Below are 23125 nucleotides of genomic sequence, written 5' to 3'. Positions count from 1 at the left end.
GAGTACCTTTATGTCAACATCAGAAGCTCCGGTCTGGTACAAACAATTTTGGCCGTGGTTTATTATTAGCGTTCCTCTTTCTTCAGTTTTGGTTGCAGTGGTACAAGTTTATGCTGCACTGCATTCCTCAAGTGACCTTGTAAAAGATGATTACTATAAAGACGGTCTAGCAATCAATCAGGTAATTACAAAGCGTGAAGCGGCGAGAGACTTAGGTATCGAAGCTGACCTTCGCCTAGATAACTTAACTGGTGAATTGTTGCTGACAACTAAAAACGCAACTGCAAATACCCTGTCTGTATTATTTGCTCATGCCGCCTTATCCAAAAAAGACTTCAATGTAGAGCTAATTCGAGTTGCTGAAAATGAGTATCGAGCCCAACTAAATAAGCCCCTTAGCGGTATTTGGAACATCTATTTAGAATCAGATAACGGCTGGCAACTGAATGGTCGAATTAACAGTGACGTTCATACCAGCTTAAACTTTAATTTATGAGCAAAAGTTGTTTCCATTGTGGTGATCCGATTCCTGCGAGTATCAACATCACCAGCAACCTTCAAAATATGCATTGCGAATTTTGCTGCTATGGTTGCCAAGCCATAGCAGAGCATATTTGTGGTGCTGACCTATCCCTTTATTATGAGCGCAGAGAAAGCAGTGCAGGTAGCCGACTTACTGAAGACAATACTCCGATTTTTGAGTTATTAGATAATAAACAGCTGTACAACCAATATGTTCACCAGACCGAAAATGAGCATGTTATCCAAGTCTCGTTAACAGGCATTACTTGCTCAGCTTGTGCTTGGCTAATAGAAAAACACTTAGGTCAACAAGTTGGAATAAAGAATATTCATGTAAACCTTAGTAGTTCAGTGGCGACTATTACATGGGACCCAGCGCAAGCCTCAGTTCAAACCATAGCATCAGAACTGCAGTTCATCGGCTACGCTGCAACCCCATACTTACCCGGCGAGCAATACCAACAATCCCGTAAAGAAAAAAAGAAAGCGATTATTCGTCTAGGCATCGCTGGCGTAGGCATGATGCAAGTTATGATGAGCGCTATTGCTATGTACGCAGGCGACTTACAAGGGATGGATGATATCTATCGCCAAATGCTACGCTGGATAAGCTTTATTTTTGCTACACCTGTTGTGATGTATGCTGGGTGGCCATTCTACAAGGGTGCAGTACGTGATTTAAAGAATCACCACTTCACAATGGATTTGCCCGTATCTATTGGCGTTCTATTAGCCTTCGGATCCAGCGTTCTAGCGCTATATACGCAAACGGGCCACGTCTATTTCGACTCGGTCACGATGTTTATTTTTTTCTTACTTCTTGGACGTTTTCTAGAGACAATTGCCCGCACATACCACATTGGCGCTCATCAACAAGACGCACTAGCGGCCGTTAAAATCAAATTAAAAAATGAATTGAAAACCATTCCGCAGCAACAGCTAAAAGCTGGTGATACGGTAATTATTGAGCCAGGGCAAACGATACCTGTTGACGGAGTACTACTGAGTAATACGACCAGTGTTGATGAATCAAGCCTAACTGGTGAATACACCCCAATTACAAAAAGACAAGGCGATCGCCTCAAAGCTCAAACCATCAATATTGAACAGCAGATAGAAATACATGTCGAAAATGTTGGCCAAAATACACACGCTGCAGCTATCTCTAGAATTACTGAGCGTGCTCTTGGTGACAAGCCAAAAGTCGCTATCGTTGCCGACAAAGTTGCCCACTACTTCGTTATCGCAGTTCTGATTACCGCATCATTGACGTATGCTTTTTGGAGTTACATGGGAGAAAGCGAAGCGTATTGGATTATGGTCAGCGTATTGGTGGTGACTTGCCCCTGCGCTTTATCATTAGCCACACCCGTAGCATTGACTACTATTACCAATACATTAAAGCGCAATGGTTTTTTAATCACTCGTGGACACGTTATTGAAGCATTAGCTAACACAAACCATATTGTATTTGATAAGACAGGGACGTTAACTCAAGGAAATTTTTCAATCACTGACGTGACGTGCTTTGATTTGTCTCTGTCCAAGGAACAGATATTAAGCATCATCAGTGGTCTAGAACAACACTCTAAGCACCCGTTAGCAAATGCATTTTGTAGCTTCATTCCCGCAAATGTAACCCAAATCAAGAACCTTTCAAGCTTAGGAGTTCAAGGCATATTAGACCAAAATACCTTTTATTTTGGCAATTCATCTCTCATCCAAAATATCGGTTTAAGTGTTCCTAAATGTGATGGGGCTAACGCTGCAGAACTAAGCCTTTACCTAGCTAACACTCAACATGTGATAGCGAAAATAACACTTTGTGATGTACTGCGTCCTGAAACTGAATCTACCATCAAAGCTCTCAAGCAGCAGGGTATTAGAGTTAGCTTACTAACGGGTGACACACTTGAATCAGCCAGAGGTATTCTTAGCTCTAGCTGGTTTGATGATTTTAAAACTAACTGTTTGCCAGACGAGAAATGGCAATGGATTAAAGAACAATCCAATCATAATATTTTAATGGTAGGTGATGGTTTGAACGATGTACCTGCGCTTGCTGGCGCAACAACATCTTTAGCAATGGGTGCAAGTTCGGATTTAGCCAAGCTTCATTCAGATGCGATTTTGTTAAGCGAGCATTTATCCACCATTATAACCGCTATAAGTTCTGCAAAACGTTGTCGTAAGGTTATTAAGCAAAATCTGATTTGGGCTGCTTCATATAACGCAACATTACTGCCTTTAGCAATTGCTGGATTGATACCTCCTTGGGTTGCAGCCATTGGTATGGCGTTAAGCTCATTACTGGTCGTCGTGAACGCTACTCGACTTACAAATGTATAGGACTAACTCATGGAAAGCCTTTTTTTACTTATCCCAATAGCTGGGATATTTGTTGTCATCGCCATCATCATATTTATTTGGGCCGTTAAAGGAGACCAGTTTGATGACTTAAATCGAGAAGGTGAACGTATTTTATTTGAAGATGATGATACGGACAAAAAGTTGTGATTTCGATTTTCATCAGCGCATTATTAGTAGGGCTCGCTGGCGCTGGGCACTGTCTGGGGATGTGTGGAGGTTTAGCATCCATGCTGTCAATTGGTAATAAAACTGCTTTTCAAACTATTTTAGCCTATAACTTTGGCCGCATTTTATCTTACTGCACTTTAACATTAATACTTGCGCTAGCTATAAACCTTGGTTTTGCTTCCGTTTACTCAGAGTTGATGATACCACTACGTACATTTGCTGGTATTTTGTTGGTTCTAATGGGCCTGTATATCTGCGGATTGTCTAAAGCTATTCTTCGGATCGAGTCATTGGGACGTTACATTTGGAAATACGTCCAACCTTTTGCTAAATCATTTTTACCCATCCAAACCCTTGGTCAAGCTTTCGGGGCGGGTATGATATGGGGATGGCTCCCTTGCGGACTGGTTTACTCAACAGTTTTATGGGCATCATCATTAGGTTCTATCGAATTATCCCTTATCGCCATTTTTGGTTTCGCAATGGGTACTTTACCAGCAATGCTTCTAGCTGCTTTATTTAGTCAACAATTCAAACAAATTTGGAGCCACTACCATCTCGCTTGGATCTTTGGCATTAGCTTGACGTGCTATGGTCTGTACACAATCCCTTTTATAAAAAACCTGCTTTCTAATATCGTATAAACTCAATAATTGATCTAAGTCATCAAGCCAAATAAAGATCCGAGTACACTTCCTATTAGAAATTTTAATAGGAAAAACCTTATGCTTTGGGACTCCAGACTTATCCAGAAATACAACCTTGCAGGGCCGCGATACACGTCATACCCTACTGCACCTCAGTTCAGCACTGATATTAGCAAGATGGAATTGATTGGTAAGATGCTTGAGCCCTCCAGTGCGCCATTGAGTTTATATTTTCATGTGCCTTTTTGTGCTCACCTTTGCTATTACTGCGCTTGTAACAAAATCGTTACTAAGCAGTACGATAAAGGTACTGAATATGTAGAACTTTTAGGTGAAGAAATGCGTTTACGAGCGCTAATGCTTAACCAGTCACGCCCTGTTACTCAACTGCATTTTGGGGGTGGCACACCAACCTTTTTAAGCGAAGATAATCTTAAACACCTTTTTTCTATGATTGGGGATCACTTCAATTTAGTTACCGATGGTACGCAAGATTTCAGCATTGAAATAGACCCTCGTGAAGTAGATAGGTCGAAACTTGAATTGCTTAAAACCCTTGGTTTTAACCGAGTAAGCTTAGGCATTCAAGATTTTAATCATGATGTTCAAAAAGCTATTCATCGAATTCAACCAATTGAGCTAGTAAGCGATGTATTGGCGGACGTACGTGATTTAGACTATCGCTCAATTAACTTTGATTTAATATACGGGCTTCCCAAGCAGACCTTAGAAGGTTTTGAAGACACATTAGACAAAGTAATCGAACTGTCTCCTGATCGTATTTCTGTATTCAATTACGCTCACTTACCGCAACGCTTCGCACCTCAACGACGCATTCTGGATGAAGATTTACCGTCTCCAGATCAAAAGCTTGCTCTATTAAAATTAAGCATTGATAAGCTCACTAATGCAGGCTATGTCTATATTGGTATGGACCATTTTGCAAAGCCAGAAGACACATTAACAAAAGCACAAAAAGAAGGTCATCTACAGCGTAATTTTCAAGGTTACACGACCCACGCAGAAACGGACTTATTAGCTTTTGGCGTCTCAGCTATCAGCCAAATTGGAGAAGCGTACTTTCAAAACCATACCGACCTTTCACTTTACCAAAATAGTATCGAGAATGGTCAACTAGCCATTATGAAAGGCTATATAAGTAGCTTAGATGACCGAATTCGACACGCAGTTATCATGAAATTACTTTGTAATAACGAATTAAATTGCAAAGACATCGAATTAGACTTTAGTATTAGCTTTATTGAATATTTCAGTTCAGAGCTGGATTCTCTAAAAAATCTAGAGGAAGATGGCGTGATAAAATTCAATTATGACAATAACAATATCTTTATAAAAATAACGGAAGAAGGTCGCTTACTCGTACGCTGCGTGTGTATGGCGTTTGATAAATACCTAACAACCCAATCTAATTTTTCTAAAGTAATATAAATTACCCGATCGAGCTCAGGGAGAGTTTCCATGGCAATTTCCAATTCAAACAACCGTTTTAACAGTAAACTGACATCACAATGTCAGAATTGCAGCTTAAGCGCATTATGTTTGCCAATTGCATTAGCGGATGAGGACGTAAACCGTCTAGATCAAATTATTGAGCGTAAACGTCCTTTAAAAAAAGGCGAAATGCTTTTTCATCAAGGTGAAGAATTCGACTCTGTGTTTGCAGTCCGCACAGGCACACTAAAAACATTTAACATCACAAACTCTGGTGAAGAACAGATCACCGGCTTCTACTGTCCAAGCGAGCTTGTTGGCCTAAGTGGTATCGATGAGAATCATTATCCTGTATCCGCAAAAGCTCTTGAAACAACCACTGTTTGCGAAATTCCTTTCTCGCACCTTGAACAGTTGTCTTCTCAAATCCCATCATTAAAGCATCAACTCTTTCGTTTAATGAGCCGAAAAATCTGTGATGATCAACAAATGATGGTATTGCTTGGCAAGAAAAATGCTGATGAAAAAGTTGCTTCTTTCCTTCTTAATTTATCACACCGCTTTAAAAAGCGTGGATACTCAGCAACTTCTTTCCGCTTATCGATGTCTCGTGGTGAAATTGGTAACTACCTAGGCTTAGCTGTAGAGACAGTAAGTCGAGTGATGACACGCTTCCAAAAGAACGGTTTGATTGATGTGGATGGTAAAGAAATTTCCATTATCAACCTTCCCGAAATGGAGAAACTTGTCGGAGCTGCTGGGGAATGTGCTACTATTGAGCACGTTTAATCTAACCAGTTAGTTAAGGTTTATCTATGCTCTTTGACGACTTTTACTTTAAGTCTTTAATTCGCACTGTTGAAGACTGGCCTAAGCCGGGCATCAGCTTTCGTGATATCACCCCGATTTTTAGCAACCCTAAGGGGTTGCGCATGGTGGTGGATGCTTACGTACACCGCTACATTGATAGCGATATAACTCACATTGCATGCATTGATGCACGTGGCTTTTTAATCGCATCAGTATTAGCCTATGAATTACGCAAGCCTCTAGTGCTGATTCGTAAAAAGGGCAAGTTACCTGGTAAAACCATTTCGCAAAGTTATGATTTGGAATATGGCAGCGCTGAATTAGAAATCCAAGAAGGTGCAGTCGAGGAAGGTGATCAAGTTTTATTGTTTGATGATCTAATCGCCACAGGCGGCACTCTCATTGCAGCTACTAGCTTGCTTAAGCAGCAAGGTGCAAATATTAATGAAGTAGCGGCAATCATCGATTTACCTGACTTAGGCGGCAGTACAAAGATTCAAGGAATGGACATTCCAGTGTTTTCATTATGTGCTTTTGAAGGTGAGTAACCCAACCCTTCTTTTGATTAATAAAAAGGTGGCCTAAGCCACCTTTTTTATATACTCGTTATAAACAATCTATCAAGCCACTATCAAAATGTAGTGGAAACACCAATGGCAACACCTTTGTTCATGTCTACATCGTTACTATAGCTATCTAGATCTACACTTGTTAACCCATATCGAAGAAATACGCGAGCGTTGCGTAAAGTACGGTATTCACCACGAATTTCAGTTTGATACATGCTGTCGATATTTTGGAACGCCAGTACTTTAGGCGAGAAGTACAACGAGCCCAATACGCTAAAACGGTTTGCTTGCGGGAAGGTATAACGGTAGAAACCACCTAGCGCAATTGCCATACCAGCATTATCTACATCATACTCAGTATCAATAGCCATTAAGCGCATGCCTAAACCAATTTGTACTGGATAATCTTTAGCTGTATCAATATCTTCAATATGAGCACCGATGTAGCCGTATTTGCCATCATCAGTGTGATACATGCCGCCTGCATCAAAGAAGTATTTACCTTGTTCAAGGCTCATATCCACTTTAACAGCATCATTTGAAAGGCTGCCTTCTACGGTATCACTCGCATGGGCTGTCATTGAAATAGCGGCCCCTAATACGATTGGTAAAAGTTTCTTCATCGACATACTGCTTCCTTTTTTAAAGCTCAATAATATTTAAGCGTTTCAATGCATCTTCGGATTGCGTCAAACTTTTGAAGTCAAACAGTTCAGTATCGGCTAAATGCGACGGTACAACATTTTGAACCGCTGAGAACATAGTATCAAGACGGCCAGGGTATTGTTTCTCCCATCCTTGAAGCATTTCTTTCACTACTTGACGTTGTAGATTTTCCTGAGACCCGCAAAGATTGCAAGGAATGATCGGGAAAGCCTTTCGTAAAGAATACTGCTCAATATCGGACTCCTTACAGTAAGCAAGGGGACGAATCACCACATGCTTGCCATCATCACTCAATAGTTTTGGCGGCATTGCCTTAAGCTTGCCACCAAAGAACATATTCAAAAACATGGTTTCAAGGATATCGTCACGATGATGACCTAACGCAATTTTCGTTGCGCCAATTTCTTCAGCAAAACCGTACAAAGAGCCGCGGCGCAAGCGAGAACATAAGCCACAAGTCGTTTTACCTTCAGGCACCAATTCCTTAACGATACTGTAAGTATCTTTTTCAAGAATATGATAATCCACACCCAAATCGGCAAGGTAAGCAGGCAGAATATGCTCTGGAAATCCCGGCTGTTTCTGATCCAAGTTGACGGCCACAATGTCAAAGTGGATTGGCGCACTCTTTTTCAAGTTGCAAAGGATATCTAACATTGTGTAAGAGTCTTTGCCGCCTGACAAACACACCATTACCTTATCGCCATCTTCAATCATGTTGAAGTCCGCAATCGCTTGTCCAGTCATTCGACGAAGACGTTTTTGCAGTTTATTTAGCTCAAGCTTTTCTTTTCGATCGATCTCAGCGTTCATTCTTAATTACCATAAAACAGATGGCGGTATCTTACTACAACCACTTTGTTGAAGCACCCTATCAACGAATGGATGAATAGGTTTACTTCTTTTTTAGAAAATTCAAATTTTTTCGACAAAGACGACATATATACTGCGTGCCTTTCACTGCACGACCATGCCGATGGGCGGTAAACTCATGCACTTGGCAGGCACATTGATATAGGAATAGATTACGTGGCTTGGGTACATCAAAGTCATGGGTGCGGCTGGCTTCAACATCAAACAAATGCTCCATCACAGCAATCCATTCTTTCCCGTGAGGACGAACTTTTGAACCAAACACCTGATAGACCACAATGTGCGCCAACTCATGTGGCACTACGTGGTCAATAAATTTATCTGGGTCCTGTTGTAGCATATAGGTATTAAAGCGCATCTCATTGCGTTGCAAATATGCCGTGCCAGCGGTTCGACCTCGCTGCTTAAAATTAAAACTGGGACGCTGAAGGCCAATTTTGAAATAGCGTTCTGCTTTATTAAGACAGTCACAGATTTTGTTCTCGATTCTCTCAACATTTTTGTGACTGACAACACTACTCATATTGCCCCTCTACGAACAACATATGGGCATTCAACTCGGTTAGGCGGTTTTTACTTAATCCCGTGATTCGACTCATAGACGCTAAAGAGCTCGGCTGCGATTCAAACACTTTATGCAATTGAGTTTCTGATAAATATTCCGATACTCGGTTTGCCACACTCCATTGCATTAGCTCGCTCCAAGCTCCTTGGCTAAGCATTTCCAAATCAGTGTCTTTTAATGCAGGATAAAACCAGTCAGATGAAACAATGATTTGCTCTTCCGAACGCAATACCAAACGGCTTTTTTCTGTCAACATAACAGAAAATGGCCTCACACTTCGCTGAGTCAAAAAACCTTTTGCTAACAGCTGACGCACCACCGCCTTCCACTGTAATTCATCCAGTGATTTCCCTGCTCCAAATAGCCCATGCTTTTCAAGACCAAAATTGGTCACACTCTTAATACTTTTACCCAATAGGGTATTTACAAGTGAGGCAAAGGGTACTCCTCCGCGAGTAAAATGCACTAAACTCAAAAACTTCTGCGCGGCGACCGTGACGTTGTGTTGCTTGCCTTTGTTCGTACAACGATCACAATTACCACACTCGCTTTCTACCATTTCGTCAAACGCGGACAGCAGCGAGGCTCTTCGACACTGAGGGTGTTCCAGACAGCTCATCAAACGCCAGAATTCAGGCTCTAACCCTTCTTGCTGAACAAATTCCCATGTCTGCATAATGTCTTGTAGACCATAAAAAAGAAGTGCTTGCGCGGGCTTGCCATCGCGTCCTGCTCGACCAATTTCTTGGGCATAGTTCTCAATTGACAGAGGTAAATCCATATGCACAACAAATCTTACGTGATCTAAATCGATCCCCATTCCATAAGCCGTTGTCGCCACCAAAACTTGCGCTTCACCTTGAGCGAAATGCTGATGGGCAAAGTCACGCTCACTCGATGATAAGTTGGCGTGATAGCAAGTCGCTTGAATACCATGGGATGTAAGCCATTCTGATAGCTCCTCAGTTTTCGAGCGCGATCGACAGTAAACAATTCCTGGCTGAGCCATGCCATCTTTCATTAAAAAGGATAAGAGCTGCTGTTTTGCACGACGTTTTTGCGATACCTGTAGCCGAATATTGGGGCGATTCACACTTTCTCGAACCACATTAGGCTCAAAAAGACCAAGCGCCACTTGAACTTGTTGCTGATTTTCTGGCAACAGCGTCCCCGTTAACGCGATGACAGGTACTTCAGGAAACTTTTCTTTTAGGCAACCTAACTGAGCATATTCTGGACGGAACTGGCTGCCCCAGCGCATCACACAATGCGCTTCATCAATAGCGATGCATGAAACATCAACATCTTCCAACAATCCAAGAACACTAGCCTGTAACAATTTTTCAGGAGACATATACAAAATCTCCACATCATTATGTCGCAAGCGCCAGTACAAGTCGTTTTGTTCAGCACCATTTTGAGTAGAGTTTAAAAATTCCGCCCTGACTCCAAGCGCCTGAAGACTGACCACTTGTTGCTGCATAATGGCAATCAAAGGGCTGATGACTAAACCTACTCCAGTCCGAGCCATTGACGCGACTTGATAAATGGCGGATTTACCCGCCCCTGTTGGTAACAAGGCTAAAACATCTTGACCACGCATCAGGGATTCGACACAGATTTGCTGCGACCCAATGAAATCATCGAACCCTAAGCGCTTTAATGCTGTCTGCACAGGATTAATGGCAACAACTGTATTGATTTTGACTGGCTTGCTCATGGTTTTTTACAACTGATGTGTTTAAACTGTGTTGCGATTGAATAATAGGAAAACCTAAATGCAACACCAACCTCTTGATGATCTAGAATTTGAAGAACTAGAAAACTTTTTGGACTCGGACTCTGTTCACGAAGATTGCCAAAACTTTGTTATGGCACATGGCTTTTTAACAGCCCTTTCGATCAGTACAGAAGCACCTGCTGCGTCCCAATGGTTACCTATTGTATTCGAGGAAACGCCTAATTTTACCTCTGATAAAGAACAAAAGCACATTGAGAATTTATTTACTCGTCTTTTTGGGGACATTCAAAAAGAATTAGAGTCAGAAGATGACTTCCTAGTGCCTTGTGAAATCGAAGTTAGCTCCAACCCAGATGAGCTAAGCGAACTGGAAGAATGGGCATCAGGCTTCATGGAAGGTGTATTTTTCACTGAACGTCATTGGTTTGAAACAGATAAAGAAGAAGAGATTGCCGAGCTTCTATTACCCTTTATGGTGGCATCCGGATTATTTGAAGACGAAGAAGTTCAGCAAATTCGTGAAAGCGAAAAACTGACACAATCTTGCATCGATCAAATCCCGCAATTGGTAACAGACCTATTCTTGGCGCTACGTACCGAGCCTGAGAAAAAAGCCTATAAACCAAAGCCTCAAAGCAAAGCGAAAGGCAAAGGTGGAAACAATAAAGGCGGTAAGAAACGCTAAATACAACTAAAATAGCCGCATCACATGATGCGGCTATTTTTTTGGTCTAGCAGAAAATTCTGCATTACAAACCGACTAGCTACCTGCTTGCTTCTTAGCTTCTAACATCGCAATTTGTTCATCGCTCAGTAGCTCGTAGAACTCATGACGAATCTCGGCTTGCTGCACATCCATGCGTACCATCAATTCACTGCGTTTTTCTGCAAGCTCTTCGATCTGGTCAACATAGCCATCATCTTTAGGGCTCAGCATTTTAACAGGACTGCTGAAAGCGCGCATGTCATCTAACAACTCCTGATGCTCTTCACGGGCTTCTGCAAACAGTTCTGATACGTCCGCTTTGGTCTCTTCATCAAACTTAAGCTGAGTGGACATACGTTGCACCATTTGTTCAGAGTAAGGTTTAACAGCATTTGGGGCTGCCTGCATTGCCTCTCCGGCAAAGGACGTTGTCGCCACGGAGGCTGCCATCGCAACGGCTAATCCGACCACACCTAACTTACCTGCTTTCTTCGCTGAAATAGTCATGTTTCGTACCTCTTTGAATGTGCTTTAAGTGACTTCTATTATGACGATTACAGCGTCAATTTGTATTAAAGGAAAGCAAAGGCTATGTAAAGTGAATGCAGTAGGCAATGCACAAGTTATTGATTAACCAAGAAATATGTTCTCTTAATACGACTGTGCAGTAATTGGCCTTTAATTCGCAAGCACACATGAAATAAAGGCTTGAATATGACACCTGAACCACAAAACTTTTTACTAAACATTAGTAGGCACGCCCATTACTCAAATCAAGATCATAAACAACAGGTGATTTATGCGAACAGAAGGACTGACTAGTCAAATAACAAATGTATTTAGCTCAAAAACAGATAATGGTTTGCCAGCGAAAGCATCGGCAACAAGTTCATTAGCTGAGTTAGTAAAAGTCTTGATCCAAACAGGTTGATGCGAAATGAAATACCAGACTTGACTGATAAGCTGTTTCAAGCAGGAGAATTTAACCTTGCCAATGCACTCCGTAAATATTCTTTAATACTAGAGGCTGAGAAACATTCACATCGAGCCGCGAATCGTGATGGACAGGAAATGAGTATTAAGCATGATGTTATTGCTTAAATGCGTGATAACTTTGAGTTTAGAAGAGAAAAATGCTTCCTGTTAAGAAAGATTTTCCCGCGACCACTTATCTTGAAAAATTGAAAATAACGAACCATTTAAAAGATGCTAAAAACAATGCTCAGTATGCTTAATTAGGACCTTCCAAGCTCTTAGAAAAGCCCTTATAAACAGTCATTAAATGAATTGACCTGATTACCTAATGTTGTCTTGAAAAACCCAGCCATCCTCTTTTAAAACTAAGGTCGCACTTTGACGACGCTCAGCATTAAGAAGACTTACCATCGTTGGAAAAGCATTTTGAACACTGTCATTTCGAGCCCAGTCTTGAATACCCGTCGGCAACATAGTGTAACGTACATGAGAAATGGTTTCGCACATAGACTGAGTTGGCTCAGAAAATTCTAATACTTCACCCACATGATAAGATGCTGCACATAACCCTTTGGTGTCACCGGCCATATTGCTATTTGACGGTATTTCTTTAAAAGACTTCTGCCCCAAATCTGTAAGAGAGTATACATTTAAGGTAATTGTGCTCGATTCATCTTCAAAAGCAGATTCAATGGTCTTCGTGTTACTATCGACAGTCAGTAGACCCGCCTCTACCAATGCATCATATTGAGCGATTCTGTCACTGTTTATTGAAATTAACTTTTCACGCTCCGTTTGAGGAACATCAACACTCACAGGGAAATTAGAGTCCCGAGTATTCAGCATTAAGCAGTCTTGCGACATCTGGTTATTGATTGCGTATTTAAACGTTTCTTTGCTAACGTCTTCTGTCGGACTACAACCGGATAAAATAGCTGCTGATAAAGCTGTGGCAATCAATTTTTGCATGCTCCCTCCTTTTAGGTGTTCAAGTAGCGAGTAGTACAATCAAACCATAAGAATCAATAGTGATCATTATTGTCTGACGTCGAGGAGACTTGATTAAGTGAAGAAGCTCCCAGTATGCCTGACACCAACAACATTAAACCAATAGAGCCAAACTTCAGCGCCTGTCCAAATAGATGTGTCATGTACTTTCCCTATATATGATGTATGCGATAGGGGATATTTTACGGAAAAGTCAGTACAGAGTACGCTGAGACAGCGAAAGGGGGATGTAAAGCTTCATATCTTGTCTTTGCACATATGCATGTTTACGAACACATTTTAATAGAAAGTTAAAACTGTGCAGATATAAACCGTTGAATGAACCAAAAATGCAAAAATTTGATTTAGCGAAGGAATCAACTCATTCGTTGGGAATAGATCACATACAGACCACTCAAAATAACAATACTGGCCCCCACCAAGGTCCAGCTGTCCGGAAATTCATTAAACACTAAATAGCCGATAATTGTAGCGAACACCAACAGACTGTAATTGAAGGGCTGCAGAACGGAAGCTGGTGCATGCTCAAGTGCCTTCACTAGTAATAATTGTGCTGCAACACTCATCACTGAAATCACACTCAATAAGAACCACTCTTGCATGCTAGGCTCTCGCCAAGCTGTGATACCAAAAAGCGTGGCACAAATACAGCCGACCAGAGCCATATACAATACATTGGTATTAAAACCATCACCCGCCGAACTGACCTGTCGAGTGACAACATGATAGCCAGCAAAACATAACGCTGCTGACAAAGGTATCAGTGATTCTATTTTAAACACCTCTAATCCTGGTCGTAGGATAATCAGTGTGCCGACAAAACCGGCCATGACAGCCAGCCAACAGTTACGGCTAACGTGCTCAACTAAAATCGGAGCCGCCAAGGCAATTGCCATCAATGGAAACACTGCCATCAGAGCATGTGACTCCGCTAAACCAAGATAGCGTAGCGCTAAATTAAAAATCGCAATTTCGGCAATCGATAACAACGAACGAAATACCTGCAACCTAGGGCGCACAGAGCGTAATGCATGACGAATCGTGCTAGTACGTGTCACCCATATGATCGCAAACAGAGCAAATACCCAGTAGCGAACGAGCACTACTTGAGCTACTGACATTTCTTGCACCAACATCTTTGTGACGGCGTCTTGGGAAGCGAAGACCAGCATAGCAGCCAAACACAACAGCACACCTTTTCCGACCAGGCTACGCTCTACTTCCTTGTCAATTTGACTCATTATAAGATTCGCTTTTTTAACTTCACATATCTAAGAGGCAGACATCCGTTAGTGTCGGACATCAAAGTAATCAATCAGGCATTTTTACTTGTTTCGATTAAAAACGAAAGTCTTAATAGAAGTAAAATTTCACTTTATTAATATTTCATAATGACGCTCAACCCTTACAGTCACCTCGGCCCAAAGTGAAGCTTTTACGCGTTTTTGGTGTAAATCAAATGCTAACTGATCAACAAACTCCTCATACACATTAAAACGCAGCGGTTCTTTAACGCATTGATTCACGCTAAACACAATACATCCTTTCTCATTACACGTCAGAGCTATGTGATTAGGTAGTTCCGCCTTAACCGCAGCCAAGTCTGATTCAGGGACAAGGATATAACCTTGTAATACAAAATTTGGCATGGATAAACATTTTACGCAATATTATAAGGGAAATAAAAAAGGAGCAGGCTATGCTATTTAAGTAGCACAGTCTTACTCCAATTTTCAGAATTGCTTAGGAAAGCATACTAATAAATCATCTGAACTCTAGCGTACGACTAACACCGAAACCTTTGAATGAGATGCAACATAACTTCCATTGGATGCAAATATATGATCAGCAAGGCCTGGAACATGGGATGCCATTATAATTAGGTCTGCATCGTTTTCATCCGCAGCTTTTAATAACACATCATCTAAATCCACAGATGGGTCAGGACAAATATAAGCTGCTGCGGTCACATTAGACAAATTGTGTCGCTGAGCCTGATCTTGACCAAACGTTGTTACCATAGATGTAAATTCAGAAGAACCATGGGCCACGTTACTGGGTACAGAACTGGAGACCCCTACATAGCAAACAGGCAAATCATATAGTTTAGCAATGTCAGCAGCCGTTCTAAGTGCTTTCTCTAATCTGTCTACATGCCCTAAATCTACCGGAACCATTATTTTAGTATACATATCAACCTCTCCTAGGTCAGAACCCTTCGTTCTAAACCAATTGGTTGGTGAGTGTACCTTTAGTATTGCAGACGATTAACAGAACAACAAACCACGTTAACCGTAAAGATTATGACAACAGTTGACCACGTTCATTAACAAGTGTTTTCAATTTAGATCTGATTAGGCGATTTTCTAACTTCTGATTGATTATATTAGCAGCAATAACAACAAAGATTACTAATCCCCATGCCCCCCAAGATTCATAAGGAGCCACCACAATAGTAGGCAGTATCCATAGAAATAAAGCATTGATTAAAGCCAATATGATAATTCCGTTCAGAAAGTATCTAGGCCTCCGAGTTTTTTCCTTCGCTTGGTCGATAAGCTCTTGGATAACTAAATTGGACTCAGAAATCAACGCGGGAAACTCTTGTTCTAGCCATTGCGAATGGTTCATGGACCCTCCTTACACCATAACGCCTATTTTTAATGACTCAAAATTTCACCATTAAGCACACAAAAAGGCAAATTTTTGTCATCAGATTAAGCAGTGCCGTATAAAACTTAAAGCGGAGGCATGATGGGGGAATCTAATTCACCCCAATACAATTGAAAAGTGTGAAAACTCAATAAAAATCATCGCTGGCTTTCGTTTCAACAGGGTGCCCATTGAAAAGCGATATTAATAATGCCGAAATTCGCTCATGCATGATCACTGTATGATGGTTGCCACTTTCTTGCATGTGCGTGCGCAAGGCATCACGAACCGATTTGATGCCTGTTACATCAATAAGAATATCGATCTGCGCACTGTCTATAAGTAGGTCATACATATCCGTAGTCACTGGAATATTATGTTCCTTCGCCAACAACATACCCGGTGCCTGCATATTGGTATCCGCCACACCTAAAATCTCAACAAACTCCGCTGTAAACAAACGATCTAGCAGTTCTAAGCCCGCATTTCCTGCACCAACTACCGCAATTTTAAATTGACCCGATTCCATTATTCTTCCTTGTGCCATTTCTTGTAATTGTTTCTATCAAGGCAAGCACACCATAAATTGCTTGCTCTCTAAAACCTGAAGACTTCAACCTCAGAAAACTAAAAATACGCCCTTGAAAACGCTCTTACCACTCTCATAAAACGCTTACTTCATCTAATTTTACATATCTATGCGACACATCAAGAAATCTTTATTTCAAACACACGTCATGAGAACTTTGACAAATTTTCACCTATGTCTGTTCTGTTATAGATTGTACAAATAGAAATTGCGGTACATAAAAGAGTAAAACTATATATAAATTTAAATTTTCAAACATTTACCTAGAGAGATAAGTTCACACTTCAAAGAATTCATCTCATTTTGATATGATCCATTAGGTCCTTTCATACGTAATGTACGTCTATCTCAATTTCGTTACTTAGATTGCTCAATAATTGTAAGGTAAGGAGGCCTATTTATGACGGCAAAAACTCACTCTCTTGTTATACCGGCAGATTACGTTCAGTTAGAAGATGGTTCATTCTCACTGCCAAACAACAATGAATTTCTTTTGATGATTGATGGCGCCCAATGCACTGACCCTCATCTCGGTGCTCTACACTATAATCGAGGGCTTATCCGTTTTTTAAAGCAAAAAGAGTTCATTAAAAACGAGGAATCCAGATATCAACGAATTTTTCGTAAATACGCGAACAATCATCGAGTAAGAAAAGTACTTCATGTTGCCAAGACAGTGAAAAACAACCATGTAGTTAGCGAGGGTTACCAAAATCCGACCAAGATAAATTCATTTAATAGTTTTACACCTTTCGAATCAGTACTTTTTTTCCATATTCCCGTTGATTATCGTTAAATTTCACCAAATCAAACTCCCCTTGAATGGGTGTTGATCTAGTATGTAATGCTCTTAACTAATAAGTACGCCTAATAGAAAGCTTTTATGTTTGCTACAAGGCTTTTAAAACTACTGAACGATTGAGGCGTTGGAGCTAAATCAAGAATAAATATTTAACTCCAACATACTGATTAAGACCGCTACTCTAAGTAGCCTCCTATATTTTTCGAGCACGATAGGCATGCAACTTTTTATAGTTGTCGATCAACTTCAAGTGACGATCAAGGCCTTCAAGCTTCAAATTAGTAGGTGTAAGACCGTAGAATTTCACTGTACCCTCAACAGAGCCGACCACGTTCGCCATGACCTCTTTGCCAAACATACGCGATAAATTCAGTAGATAGTCGTCAAGCTCAAGCTCGTCATCAAGGATGATCTCAAGCACAGTGTTAATGGCCTGGTAAAATAAGCCCCGCTCCACAGTATTCGTGTTGTAACTTAAGAACTCCTGCACTTGATCTTTGGCTTGCTCATGCATTTGTAGCGACAAAAACAGCAACAGCTTAAGCTCCCCAACATCCAATTGCCCCCACGGTGTGTTTTCATCAAACTCAACACCAATCAAGGTACGAATATCGGTGTAATGATCTATCTCGCTTTCTTCAAGGCGCTCCAGCAACTCACCCAGAGCCTCATAATCAAGTGAGTGGATATTAAGAATGTCCTCACGGAACAACAGTGCCTTATTCGTATTATCCCAAATCAGATCATCGGCTGGGTACACTTCCGAGTAATCGGGCACCAAAATACGCACAACGTTGGCCCCTAAATCATCGAATACGGCCATGTACACTTCTTTGCCAAGATCTTTCAAAATGGCCATCAAACGGTCGCATTCTTGTTCAGTGGTTCCTGAGAAATCCCATTCACAGAATTCGTAATCAGCTTTGGCGCTGAAGAACTTCCACGAGATAACACCCGTCGAATCGATAAAATGCTCAACAAAATTATTCGGTTCAGAGACCGCAAAGGAATTGAACGTCGGCGCAGGCACATCATTCAATCCTTCAAAACTTCGGCCTTGCAGTAACTCTGTTAAGCTACGCTCAAGCGCCACTTCGAAGCTAGGATGCGCACCAAACGAGGCAAACACGCCACCCGTGCGCGGGTTCATCAATGTGACACAAGCAACAGGAAACTTTCCACCAAGCGATGCGTCTTTCACCACGATTGGGAAACCATTTTCTTCAAGGCTCTGAATGCCTGCCAAGATGTTCGGATAGTGCTGCAACACTGACATGGGCACATCCGGTAACACAATCTCCTGCTCGATGATGTCTTTCTTCACCGCGCGTTCGAAGATCTCAGACAAACATTGCACCATTGCCTCAGGCAAGGTGTTGCCTGCACTCATTCCGTTACTTAAGAACAAGTTCTCAATGAGATTTGATGGGAAGTAAACTGTCTCTTGGTCAGATTGACGCACATACGGAATCGCACAAATACCGCGCTCGATATTACCAGAGTTGGTATCAATCAAATGGGAGCCTTGCAACTCTTGTTCAGGGTCAAATATGTCCAGACAGTAGTCATCCATCAGCCCTTGGGGTAATGAATCGTCTTCTGTCAATGGGAACCATTTTTCCGAGGGATAATGCACAAACTCGGCATTCGCAATGTCTTCGCCGAAATATTGATCGTTATAAAAAAAGTTACAGCTGGCACGCTCAATGAACTCACCCAATGCAGAGCATAACGCGCTTTCTTTGCAGGCCCCTTTACCATTGGTAAAACACATATGCGACGCCGCCTCGCGCAAATGTAACGACCAAACGCCTGGTACGATATTACGCCAAGAGGCGACCTCAATCTTCATACCCAGCTGAGACAATACGTTGGACATATTCGCGATGGTATCTTCTAGCGGCAAGTCTTTCCCTAAGATCGCCGTTTTATGCCCCACTTCCGGTTGCGCCATCGACATCAGAGAAGCCCCGGCATCAAGGTCTTCAACGGTTTCAATCTTAAACTCAGGGCCAGTTTGAACGACTTTCTTTACCGTACAACGGTCAATCGAGCGCAGAATACCTTGGCGATCTTTATCACTAATGTGTTCCGGCAACTCAACCTGAATCTGAAAAATCTGGTTGTAGCGATCTTCAGGATCGACAATATTATTTTGCGATAAGCGAATATCTTCCGTTGGAATATCACGTGCCTTACAGTAAACCTTAACGAAATACGCGGCGCACAGCGCAGAAGATGCCAAGAAGTAATCAAACGGGCTAGGCGCGGAGCCATCCCCTTTGTAGCGAATAGGTTGATCGGCCACGACAGTAAAGTCGTCGAACTTGGCTTCTAGACGAAGATTGTCTAAAAAATTTACTTTGATTTCCATGATGGGGCCCCAGCGTCAATATGCCGCGCAGTCTAGCATTAATTGCCCACTTACTTCGCGTGTTCACTGTGCTAGATCATGGATTTTTTGTGGTAACGATGTTCATCAATTCACGATGCTAAATAATCATTAAATAGGTAACATGTGGGTATTCTACGCAACAATCAAACTCTAAGCGCATCCTATGGGTTTGACGACGTGTACAGTCACTCCTTAAACCTACACAACGAGAAATCAGACATGGAATCAGCGTCTAGCTTAAGCGTGCTGGAAGTCAGCGCGATCTTTTTATCCATCACCGCTCTGTTGGCGTATGTTAATCATCGCTTTATCGGGTTGCCAACAACGATAGGGGTCATGGTGATCTCAATCGTAGTGTCCATCGCGGCGATTTTCATGGGCTTTTTAGGGTTTGATCAGTTGATCAACTACGAGGTCAGTTTGCTGGACGAACTGGACTTTACCGAAATCTTGCTCGATGGGATGCTTTCGATGCTTCTTTTTGCTGGCGCCCTGCATGTTAACGTAAAGGACTTGAGGCGCTATAAACTTCCGATTGGCATTCTAGCTTGTATCGGTACTTTATTGTCAACCGCGATGATCGCCGCGGCTCTGTATTACTTGCTACCTATTTTAGACCTTAAGCTACCTTTTATTTGGTGCTTATTATTTGGCGCACTGATATCTCCAACAGACCCTATTGCCGTTATGGGAATATTAGAATCTGCTGGAGCACCTAAAAGCATTGAAACCGTCATTGCTGGCGAATCACTCTTTAATGATGGCATTGGCGTTGTGGTGTTTGTTCTGCTTTTAGGGATCTTAACGAGTGGTGATATCCCTACCGCTGAATATGTTCTTCATACCCTTAGTGTTGAGGCAGGCGGCGGGATCTTATTTGGACTGACCTTGGGCGCTATTTTAAACTTCCTACTGAAGAGCATGGACAGCTATCAAGAGGAAGTATTGCTGACACTCGCTGGTGTCATCGGGGGGTACACCCTAGCAAGCCATTGGCACCTTTCAGGCCCACTAGCTATGGTGATGGTAGGATTAATGGTCGGAAATCATGGACGCACATGGGCGATGAGCGATACCACTCGTCATTACGTCGATTTATTTTGGGAACTGGTCGATGAAATTTTGAACGCTGCGCTGTTTGTTCTTATTGGCCTAGAGATCGTCATGATAACGTACTCAGGCAACTTATCTCTCGCTGCGGGTTTAACCATCTGCGTAGCACTGGCCGCAAGACTAACAGTCGTAAGTCTTACGACAACAACGTTTAAAAAACAGCTAAATCTGCCCAATGGCGCATGGAACGTCTTAACTTGGGGAGGCCTACGTGGTGGCATCTCCGTTGCGTTAGTGCTGCAACTTCCAGCAGGAAATGAGAGAGATATTTTGCTTACGCTTACCTACGCCGTAGTAGTGTTCTCTATTTTGGTGCAGGGTTTAAGCATTGGCAAAGTCGCTAAAACCTTGCCAATAAATAAAGATAACTAATTCTTTGAGTAAGATGAAAGATGGAGTAAGGCTATGGGTAAGGAATCTTTTTCTCAATTACATCAAAACATTCTGAATTGTCGGCAATGTGCCAACGTGCTCCCCTTGGAACCCAAACCCATTCTTCAGATACACCCCGACGCCAGAGTGTTAATTGCGGGACAAGCGCCGGGACAAAAAGCCCACGATGCGGGTCGCCCGTTTGATGACGCCAGTGGCGATCGCCTGCGCCAATGGCTAGGGCTGAGCAAAAGCAGCTTTTACGATGCCACTAAACTCGCCATCGTCCCGATGGGATTTTGCTTCCCCGGCAACACCTTTTTTAAAAGTGGCCCGTCCAAAGGTCGCAAATCGGGTGACTTACCCCCCAGACCAGAATGCGCTGCCAAATGGCACGAAATACTCCTAGGTGAATTGAATAAAATAGAGTTGACGATTGTTCTTGGGAGTCATGCCCAAGCATACTATCTGACTCAATCAGATAAGGTCACCGAACATGTGAAGCGCTGGGCCTACTGGCTGGAGCAAGGCAAGATCGCTCTACCTCACCCAAGCCCAAGGAATAACCGTTGGCTAAAACAAAACCCATGGTTTGAAGAAGAGGTGTTGCCAATACTGAGGGACAAAGTAAAACACTTACTTCGCTAACGGGGCAGACACCTTTGTCAAAGACCAGAGCGTATTGCTCGTTTTAGTCCTTGTTAACATTGCCTTTATTTGATCTTTCGTTTCTCTTCTGTTTTTTGCGCTTATTTTTCTCGGTTACGATTTTGATGGCTTCATCTTTGGTTAAATGTGGATGCTTAGCAATCAGTTCTTCCACTCTTGTATCAAATGCGGTCATTTATAAATCTCATGTCGTAAAGTTCAAATAGGGTCGGTATTTTAGTTCAGCAAGTGTATAGAACATAACGTCCCTAAACAGCGACTGATTTTGCGTTTTGCCGCGAATCAATAGCAAAACACAACTTGCAGGCAACTTTAGCTATACCTTTTAGCTAAGTGCATAACATTCGGCGCATCGTACCCTAACAAGACTCCTACGCCAATAGTTCAAATCAGCACTTTCACTGGGTTTTACCTAAGCTACGCTTTGATTCAACAAAATGAACGGTGTCACCTCCCCACAAAACCCCGTAAAATTAGGATGTTTAGTACAACCGTGCTGTGAAGTGAAATGAGATCAATAAAAGAGATGATAAAATGACCGATAAAATTCAAGTGATAGCGACACACAACGGAAACTTTCACGCCGACGACGTATTTGCTGTAGCAGCCCTTAAACAACTTTTCACTTCGGCAAAAATCATACGGACACGAGACCTAGACGTGATCGCCCAAGCCGATCTCGTCTTAGATGTTGGCGGTGTATACGATGCAGACACAGGCCGCTTCGATCATCATCAACGAGGCGGTGCTGGCGCACGAGAAAACGGCATTCCCTTTTCATCCTTTGGCTTGATGTGGCAAAAATACGGCCTAAAATTGTGCTCTGGCGATCAAGAAGTTGCAGACTCAGTGGATAAGAACTTGGTCTCTGCTATCGACGCTATCGACTGCGGGCACGTCGATGGCCCACTCACTGGCGTCAGCCTGAGTCAAACCATCTCCTTGTTTAACCCAACCTGGGAAGAAGACAACAATTTTGATGCCTGTTTTGAAGAAGCCGTTACCTTTGCATCGCGCGTTTTAACACGGTTTATCGCCGCAGCCCAAGGTGGTGTCAACGCCAAAAGCATTGTTGCCGAGGCGATAGAAAAAGCTGGTGACCCAAGAGTTATCGTGCTAGAGCAATTCACTCCTTGGAAAACCACGGTACTGAAGTTATCCCAAGATGCGCTATTTATGCTCTACCCTGCGCAAACCGGAGAGTGGCGCATCCAAACCGTACCCGTCGAACTCGGCTCGTTTGAAGACCGTAAAAAGCTTCCTGCTCCGTGGGCAGGGCTATCAGGCAAAGAACTGCAAGGCATAACCGGACTTGACGACGCCATGTTCTGTCACAACGGCTTATTTATCGCAGGCTGTAAGTCGTTTGAGAACACCCTGAAAATGGCCGAGATGGCGTTGGAATACTAGCCCAACAATGCTAACAATCGGTGCTGTTTAAAAGCTCCGATTTTTAGCATC

At 42.3% G+C, this 23125-nt stretch carries 26 protein-coding genes; 12 read left to right on the top strand and 14 right to left on the bottom strand.

Annotated features, from left to right (window positions below; translation table 11 throughout):
* Positions 1-10 precede the first annotated feature (10 nt).
* The 7 genes from AYW75_RS13780 to AYW75_RS13750 all read left to right on the top strand — a co-directional run bounded on the left by AYW75_RS13780 (position 11) and on the right by AYW75_RS13750 (position 6517).
* On the top strand, positions 11-496 hold the full coding sequence (locus AYW75_RS13780; RefSeq protein ID WP_067100457.1) for a FixH family protein: 486 nt from the start codon (positions 11-13) through the stop codon (positions 494-496).
* Positions 493-2871: a heavy metal translocating P-type ATPase gene (locus AYW75_RS13775; protein WP_067100455.1), complete on the top strand. Its 2379-nt coding sequence runs from the start codon at positions 493-495 to the stop codon at positions 2869-2871. The genes AYW75_RS13780 and AYW75_RS13775 overlap by 4 nt, the downstream gene beginning before the upstream one ends.
* Before the next feature lie 9 nt (positions 2872-2880).
* A complete protein-coding gene (ccoS, locus tag AYW75_RS13770; RefSeq protein ID WP_067100452.1) occupies positions 2881-3039 on the top strand; it encodes a cbb3-type cytochrome oxidase assembly protein CcoS in 159 nt (52 codons plus the stop codon).
* Entirely contained in the window at positions 3036-3704 is a 669-nt protein-coding gene (locus AYW75_RS13765) for a sulfite exporter TauE/SafE family protein (protein ID WP_067100449.1), read from the top strand. Before ccoS ends, AYW75_RS13765 begins: the two co-directional genes overlap by 4 nt.
* An 81-nt stretch (positions 3705-3785) precedes the next feature.
* Positions 3786-5156, top strand: coding sequence for an oxygen-independent coproporphyrinogen III oxidase (gene hemN, locus AYW75_RS13760; protein ID WP_067100446.1), 1371 nt, complete (start codon positions 3786-3788; stop codon positions 5154-5156).
* 30 nt (positions 5157-5186) lie between these two features.
* A complete protein-coding gene (fnr, locus tag AYW75_RS13755) occupies positions 5187-5948 on the top strand; it encodes a fumarate/nitrate reduction transcriptional regulator Fnr (RefSeq protein WP_067100444.1) in 762 nt (253 codons plus the stop codon).
* A gap of 26 nt (positions 5949-5974) precedes the next feature.
* Positions 5975-6517: an adenine phosphoribosyltransferase gene (locus tag AYW75_RS13750; RefSeq protein WP_067100441.1), complete on the top strand. Its 543-nt coding sequence runs from the start codon at positions 5975-5977 to the stop codon at positions 6515-6517.
* Positions 6518-6600: 83 nt separating this feature from the next.
* Here AYW75_RS13750 and AYW75_RS13745 read toward each other — a convergent pair whose 3' ends face one another.
* The 4 genes from AYW75_RS13745 to AYW75_RS13730 form a co-directional block, all read right to left on the bottom strand.
* On the bottom strand, positions 6601-7167 hold the full coding sequence (locus AYW75_RS13745) for a YfaZ family outer membrane protein (RefSeq protein WP_067100438.1): 567 nt from the start codon (positions 7165-7167) through the stop codon (positions 6601-6603).
* A gap of 13 nt (positions 7168-7180) precedes the next feature.
* The gene (gene ttcA, locus AYW75_RS13740; protein WP_067037653.1) at positions 7181-8017 is read right to left on the bottom strand and encodes a tRNA 2-thiocytidine(32) synthetase TtcA; all 837 of its coding nucleotides are present in this window, start codon (positions 8015-8017) and stop codon (positions 7181-7183) included.
* An 82-nt stretch (positions 8018-8099) separates the two neighbouring features.
* A complete protein-coding gene (locus AYW75_RS13735; protein WP_067100436.1) occupies positions 8100-8600 on the bottom strand; it encodes a SprT family zinc-dependent metalloprotease in 501 nt (166 codons plus the stop codon).
* The gene (locus AYW75_RS13730; protein ID WP_067100433.1) at positions 8593-10362 is read right to left on the bottom strand and encodes a RecQ family ATP-dependent DNA helicase; all 1770 of its coding nucleotides are present in this window, start codon (positions 10360-10362) and stop codon (positions 8593-8595) included. Before AYW75_RS13730 ends, AYW75_RS13735 begins: the two co-directional genes overlap by 8 nt.
* A gap of 58 nt (positions 10363-10420) precedes the next feature.
* Between AYW75_RS13730 and AYW75_RS13725 the strand changes: the two genes are divergently transcribed.
* Positions 10421-11068 (top strand): YecA/YgfB family protein, encoded by a 648-nt coding sequence (locus AYW75_RS13725; RefSeq protein WP_067100430.1) that lies wholly within the window; start codon positions 10421-10423, stop codon positions 11066-11068.
* A gap of 75 nt (positions 11069-11143) precedes the next feature.
* Here the strand turns inward: AYW75_RS13725 and AYW75_RS13720 are convergent, their stop codons facing one another.
* The 8 genes from AYW75_RS13720 to AYW75_RS13690 form a co-directional block, all read right to left on the bottom strand.
* Entirely contained in the window at positions 11144-11596 is a 453-nt protein-coding gene (locus AYW75_RS13720) for a Spy/CpxP family protein refolding chaperone (protein WP_067100428.1), read from the bottom strand.
* 789 nt (positions 11597-12385) lie between these two features.
* Positions 12386-13033, bottom strand: a complete 648-nt coding sequence (locus AYW75_RS13715) for a hypothetical protein (RefSeq protein WP_067100425.1) — start codon at positions 13031-13033, stop codon at positions 12386-12388.
* Between the two features lie 53 nt (positions 13034-13086).
* Positions 13087-13215, bottom strand: coding sequence for a hypothetical protein (locus AYW75_RS19135; RefSeq protein ID WP_269447790.1), 129 nt, complete (start codon positions 13213-13215; stop codon positions 13087-13089).
* 213 nt (positions 13216-13428) lie between these two features.
* Positions 13429-14313 (bottom strand): DMT family transporter, encoded by an 885-nt coding sequence (locus AYW75_RS13710; RefSeq protein ID WP_067100422.1) that lies wholly within the window; start codon positions 14311-14313, stop codon positions 13429-13431.
* A 129-nt stretch (positions 14314-14442) separates the two neighbouring features.
* A complete protein-coding gene (locus AYW75_RS13705) occupies positions 14443-14721 on the bottom strand; it encodes a putative quinol monooxygenase (protein WP_067100418.1) in 279 nt (92 codons plus the stop codon).
* A gap of 126 nt (positions 14722-14847) precedes the next feature.
* Positions 14848-15264, bottom strand: a complete 417-nt coding sequence (locus tag AYW75_RS13700) for a universal stress protein (RefSeq protein ID WP_067100415.1) — start codon at positions 15262-15264, stop codon at positions 14848-14850.
* A gap of 109 nt (positions 15265-15373) precedes the next feature.
* Positions 15374-15703, bottom strand: coding sequence for a hypothetical protein (locus AYW75_RS13695; RefSeq protein WP_067100412.1), 330 nt, complete (start codon positions 15701-15703; stop codon positions 15374-15376).
* Positions 15704-15872: 169 nt separating this feature from the next.
* Positions 15873-16253, bottom strand: a complete 381-nt coding sequence (locus AYW75_RS13690; RefSeq protein WP_082856536.1) for a Gfo/Idh/MocA family oxidoreductase — start codon at positions 16251-16253, stop codon at positions 15873-15875.
* Positions 16254-16713: 460 nt separating this feature from the next.
* On the opposite strand from AYW75_RS13690, the gene AYW75_RS13685 reads away from it, so the two are divergent.
* A complete protein-coding gene (locus tag AYW75_RS13685; RefSeq protein WP_067100407.1) occupies positions 16714-17109 on the top strand; it encodes a hypothetical protein in 396 nt (131 codons plus the stop codon).
* Positions 17110-17308: 199 nt separating this feature from the next.
* Here AYW75_RS13685 and AYW75_RS13680 read toward each other — a convergent pair whose 3' ends face one another.
* The gene (locus AYW75_RS13680; protein ID WP_067100405.1) at positions 17309-19489 is read right to left on the bottom strand and encodes an OsmC domain/YcaO domain-containing protein; all 2181 of its coding nucleotides are present in this window, start codon (positions 19487-19489) and stop codon (positions 17309-17311) included.
* Between the two features lie 144 nt (positions 19490-19633).
* On the opposite strand from AYW75_RS13680, the gene AYW75_RS13675 reads away from it, so the two are divergent.
* Together AYW75_RS13675 and AYW75_RS13670 are read left to right on the top strand one after the other, a co-directional pair.
* Positions 19634-20995, top strand: coding sequence for a cation:proton antiporter (locus tag AYW75_RS13675; RefSeq protein WP_231886219.1), 1362 nt, complete (start codon positions 19634-19636; stop codon positions 20993-20995).
* Positions 20996-21091: 96 nt separating this feature from the next.
* The gene (locus AYW75_RS13670) at positions 21092-21643 is read left to right on the top strand and encodes a uracil-DNA glycosylase family protein (protein ID WP_331709531.1); all 552 of its coding nucleotides are present in this window, start codon (positions 21092-21094) and stop codon (positions 21641-21643) included.
* Positions 21644-21686: 43 nt separating this feature from the next.
* On the opposite strand, the gene AYW75_RS18910 is transcribed toward AYW75_RS13670, so the two are convergent.
* Entirely contained in the window at positions 21687-21839 is a 153-nt protein-coding gene (locus AYW75_RS18910) for a hypothetical protein (RefSeq protein ID WP_170756318.1), read from the bottom strand.
* Positions 21840-22198: 359 nt separating this feature from the next.
* Here AYW75_RS18910 and AYW75_RS13665 point away from each other — a divergent pair, with 359 nt between their 5' ends.
* Entirely contained in the window at positions 22199-23074 is an 876-nt protein-coding gene (locus tag AYW75_RS13665; RefSeq protein WP_067100397.1) for an MYG1 family protein, read from the top strand.
* Positions 23075-23125 lie beyond the last annotated feature (51 nt).

It is taken from the genome of Marinomonas atlantica (assembly GCF_001639725.1).
Classification (GTDB): domain Bacteria; phylum Pseudomonadota; class Gammaproteobacteria; order Pseudomonadales; family Marinomonadaceae; genus Marinomonas; species Marinomonas atlantica.
The sequence above is the reverse complement of the archived record's forward strand: the minus strand, read 5'-3'. Positions and strand labels throughout refer to the sequence as shown.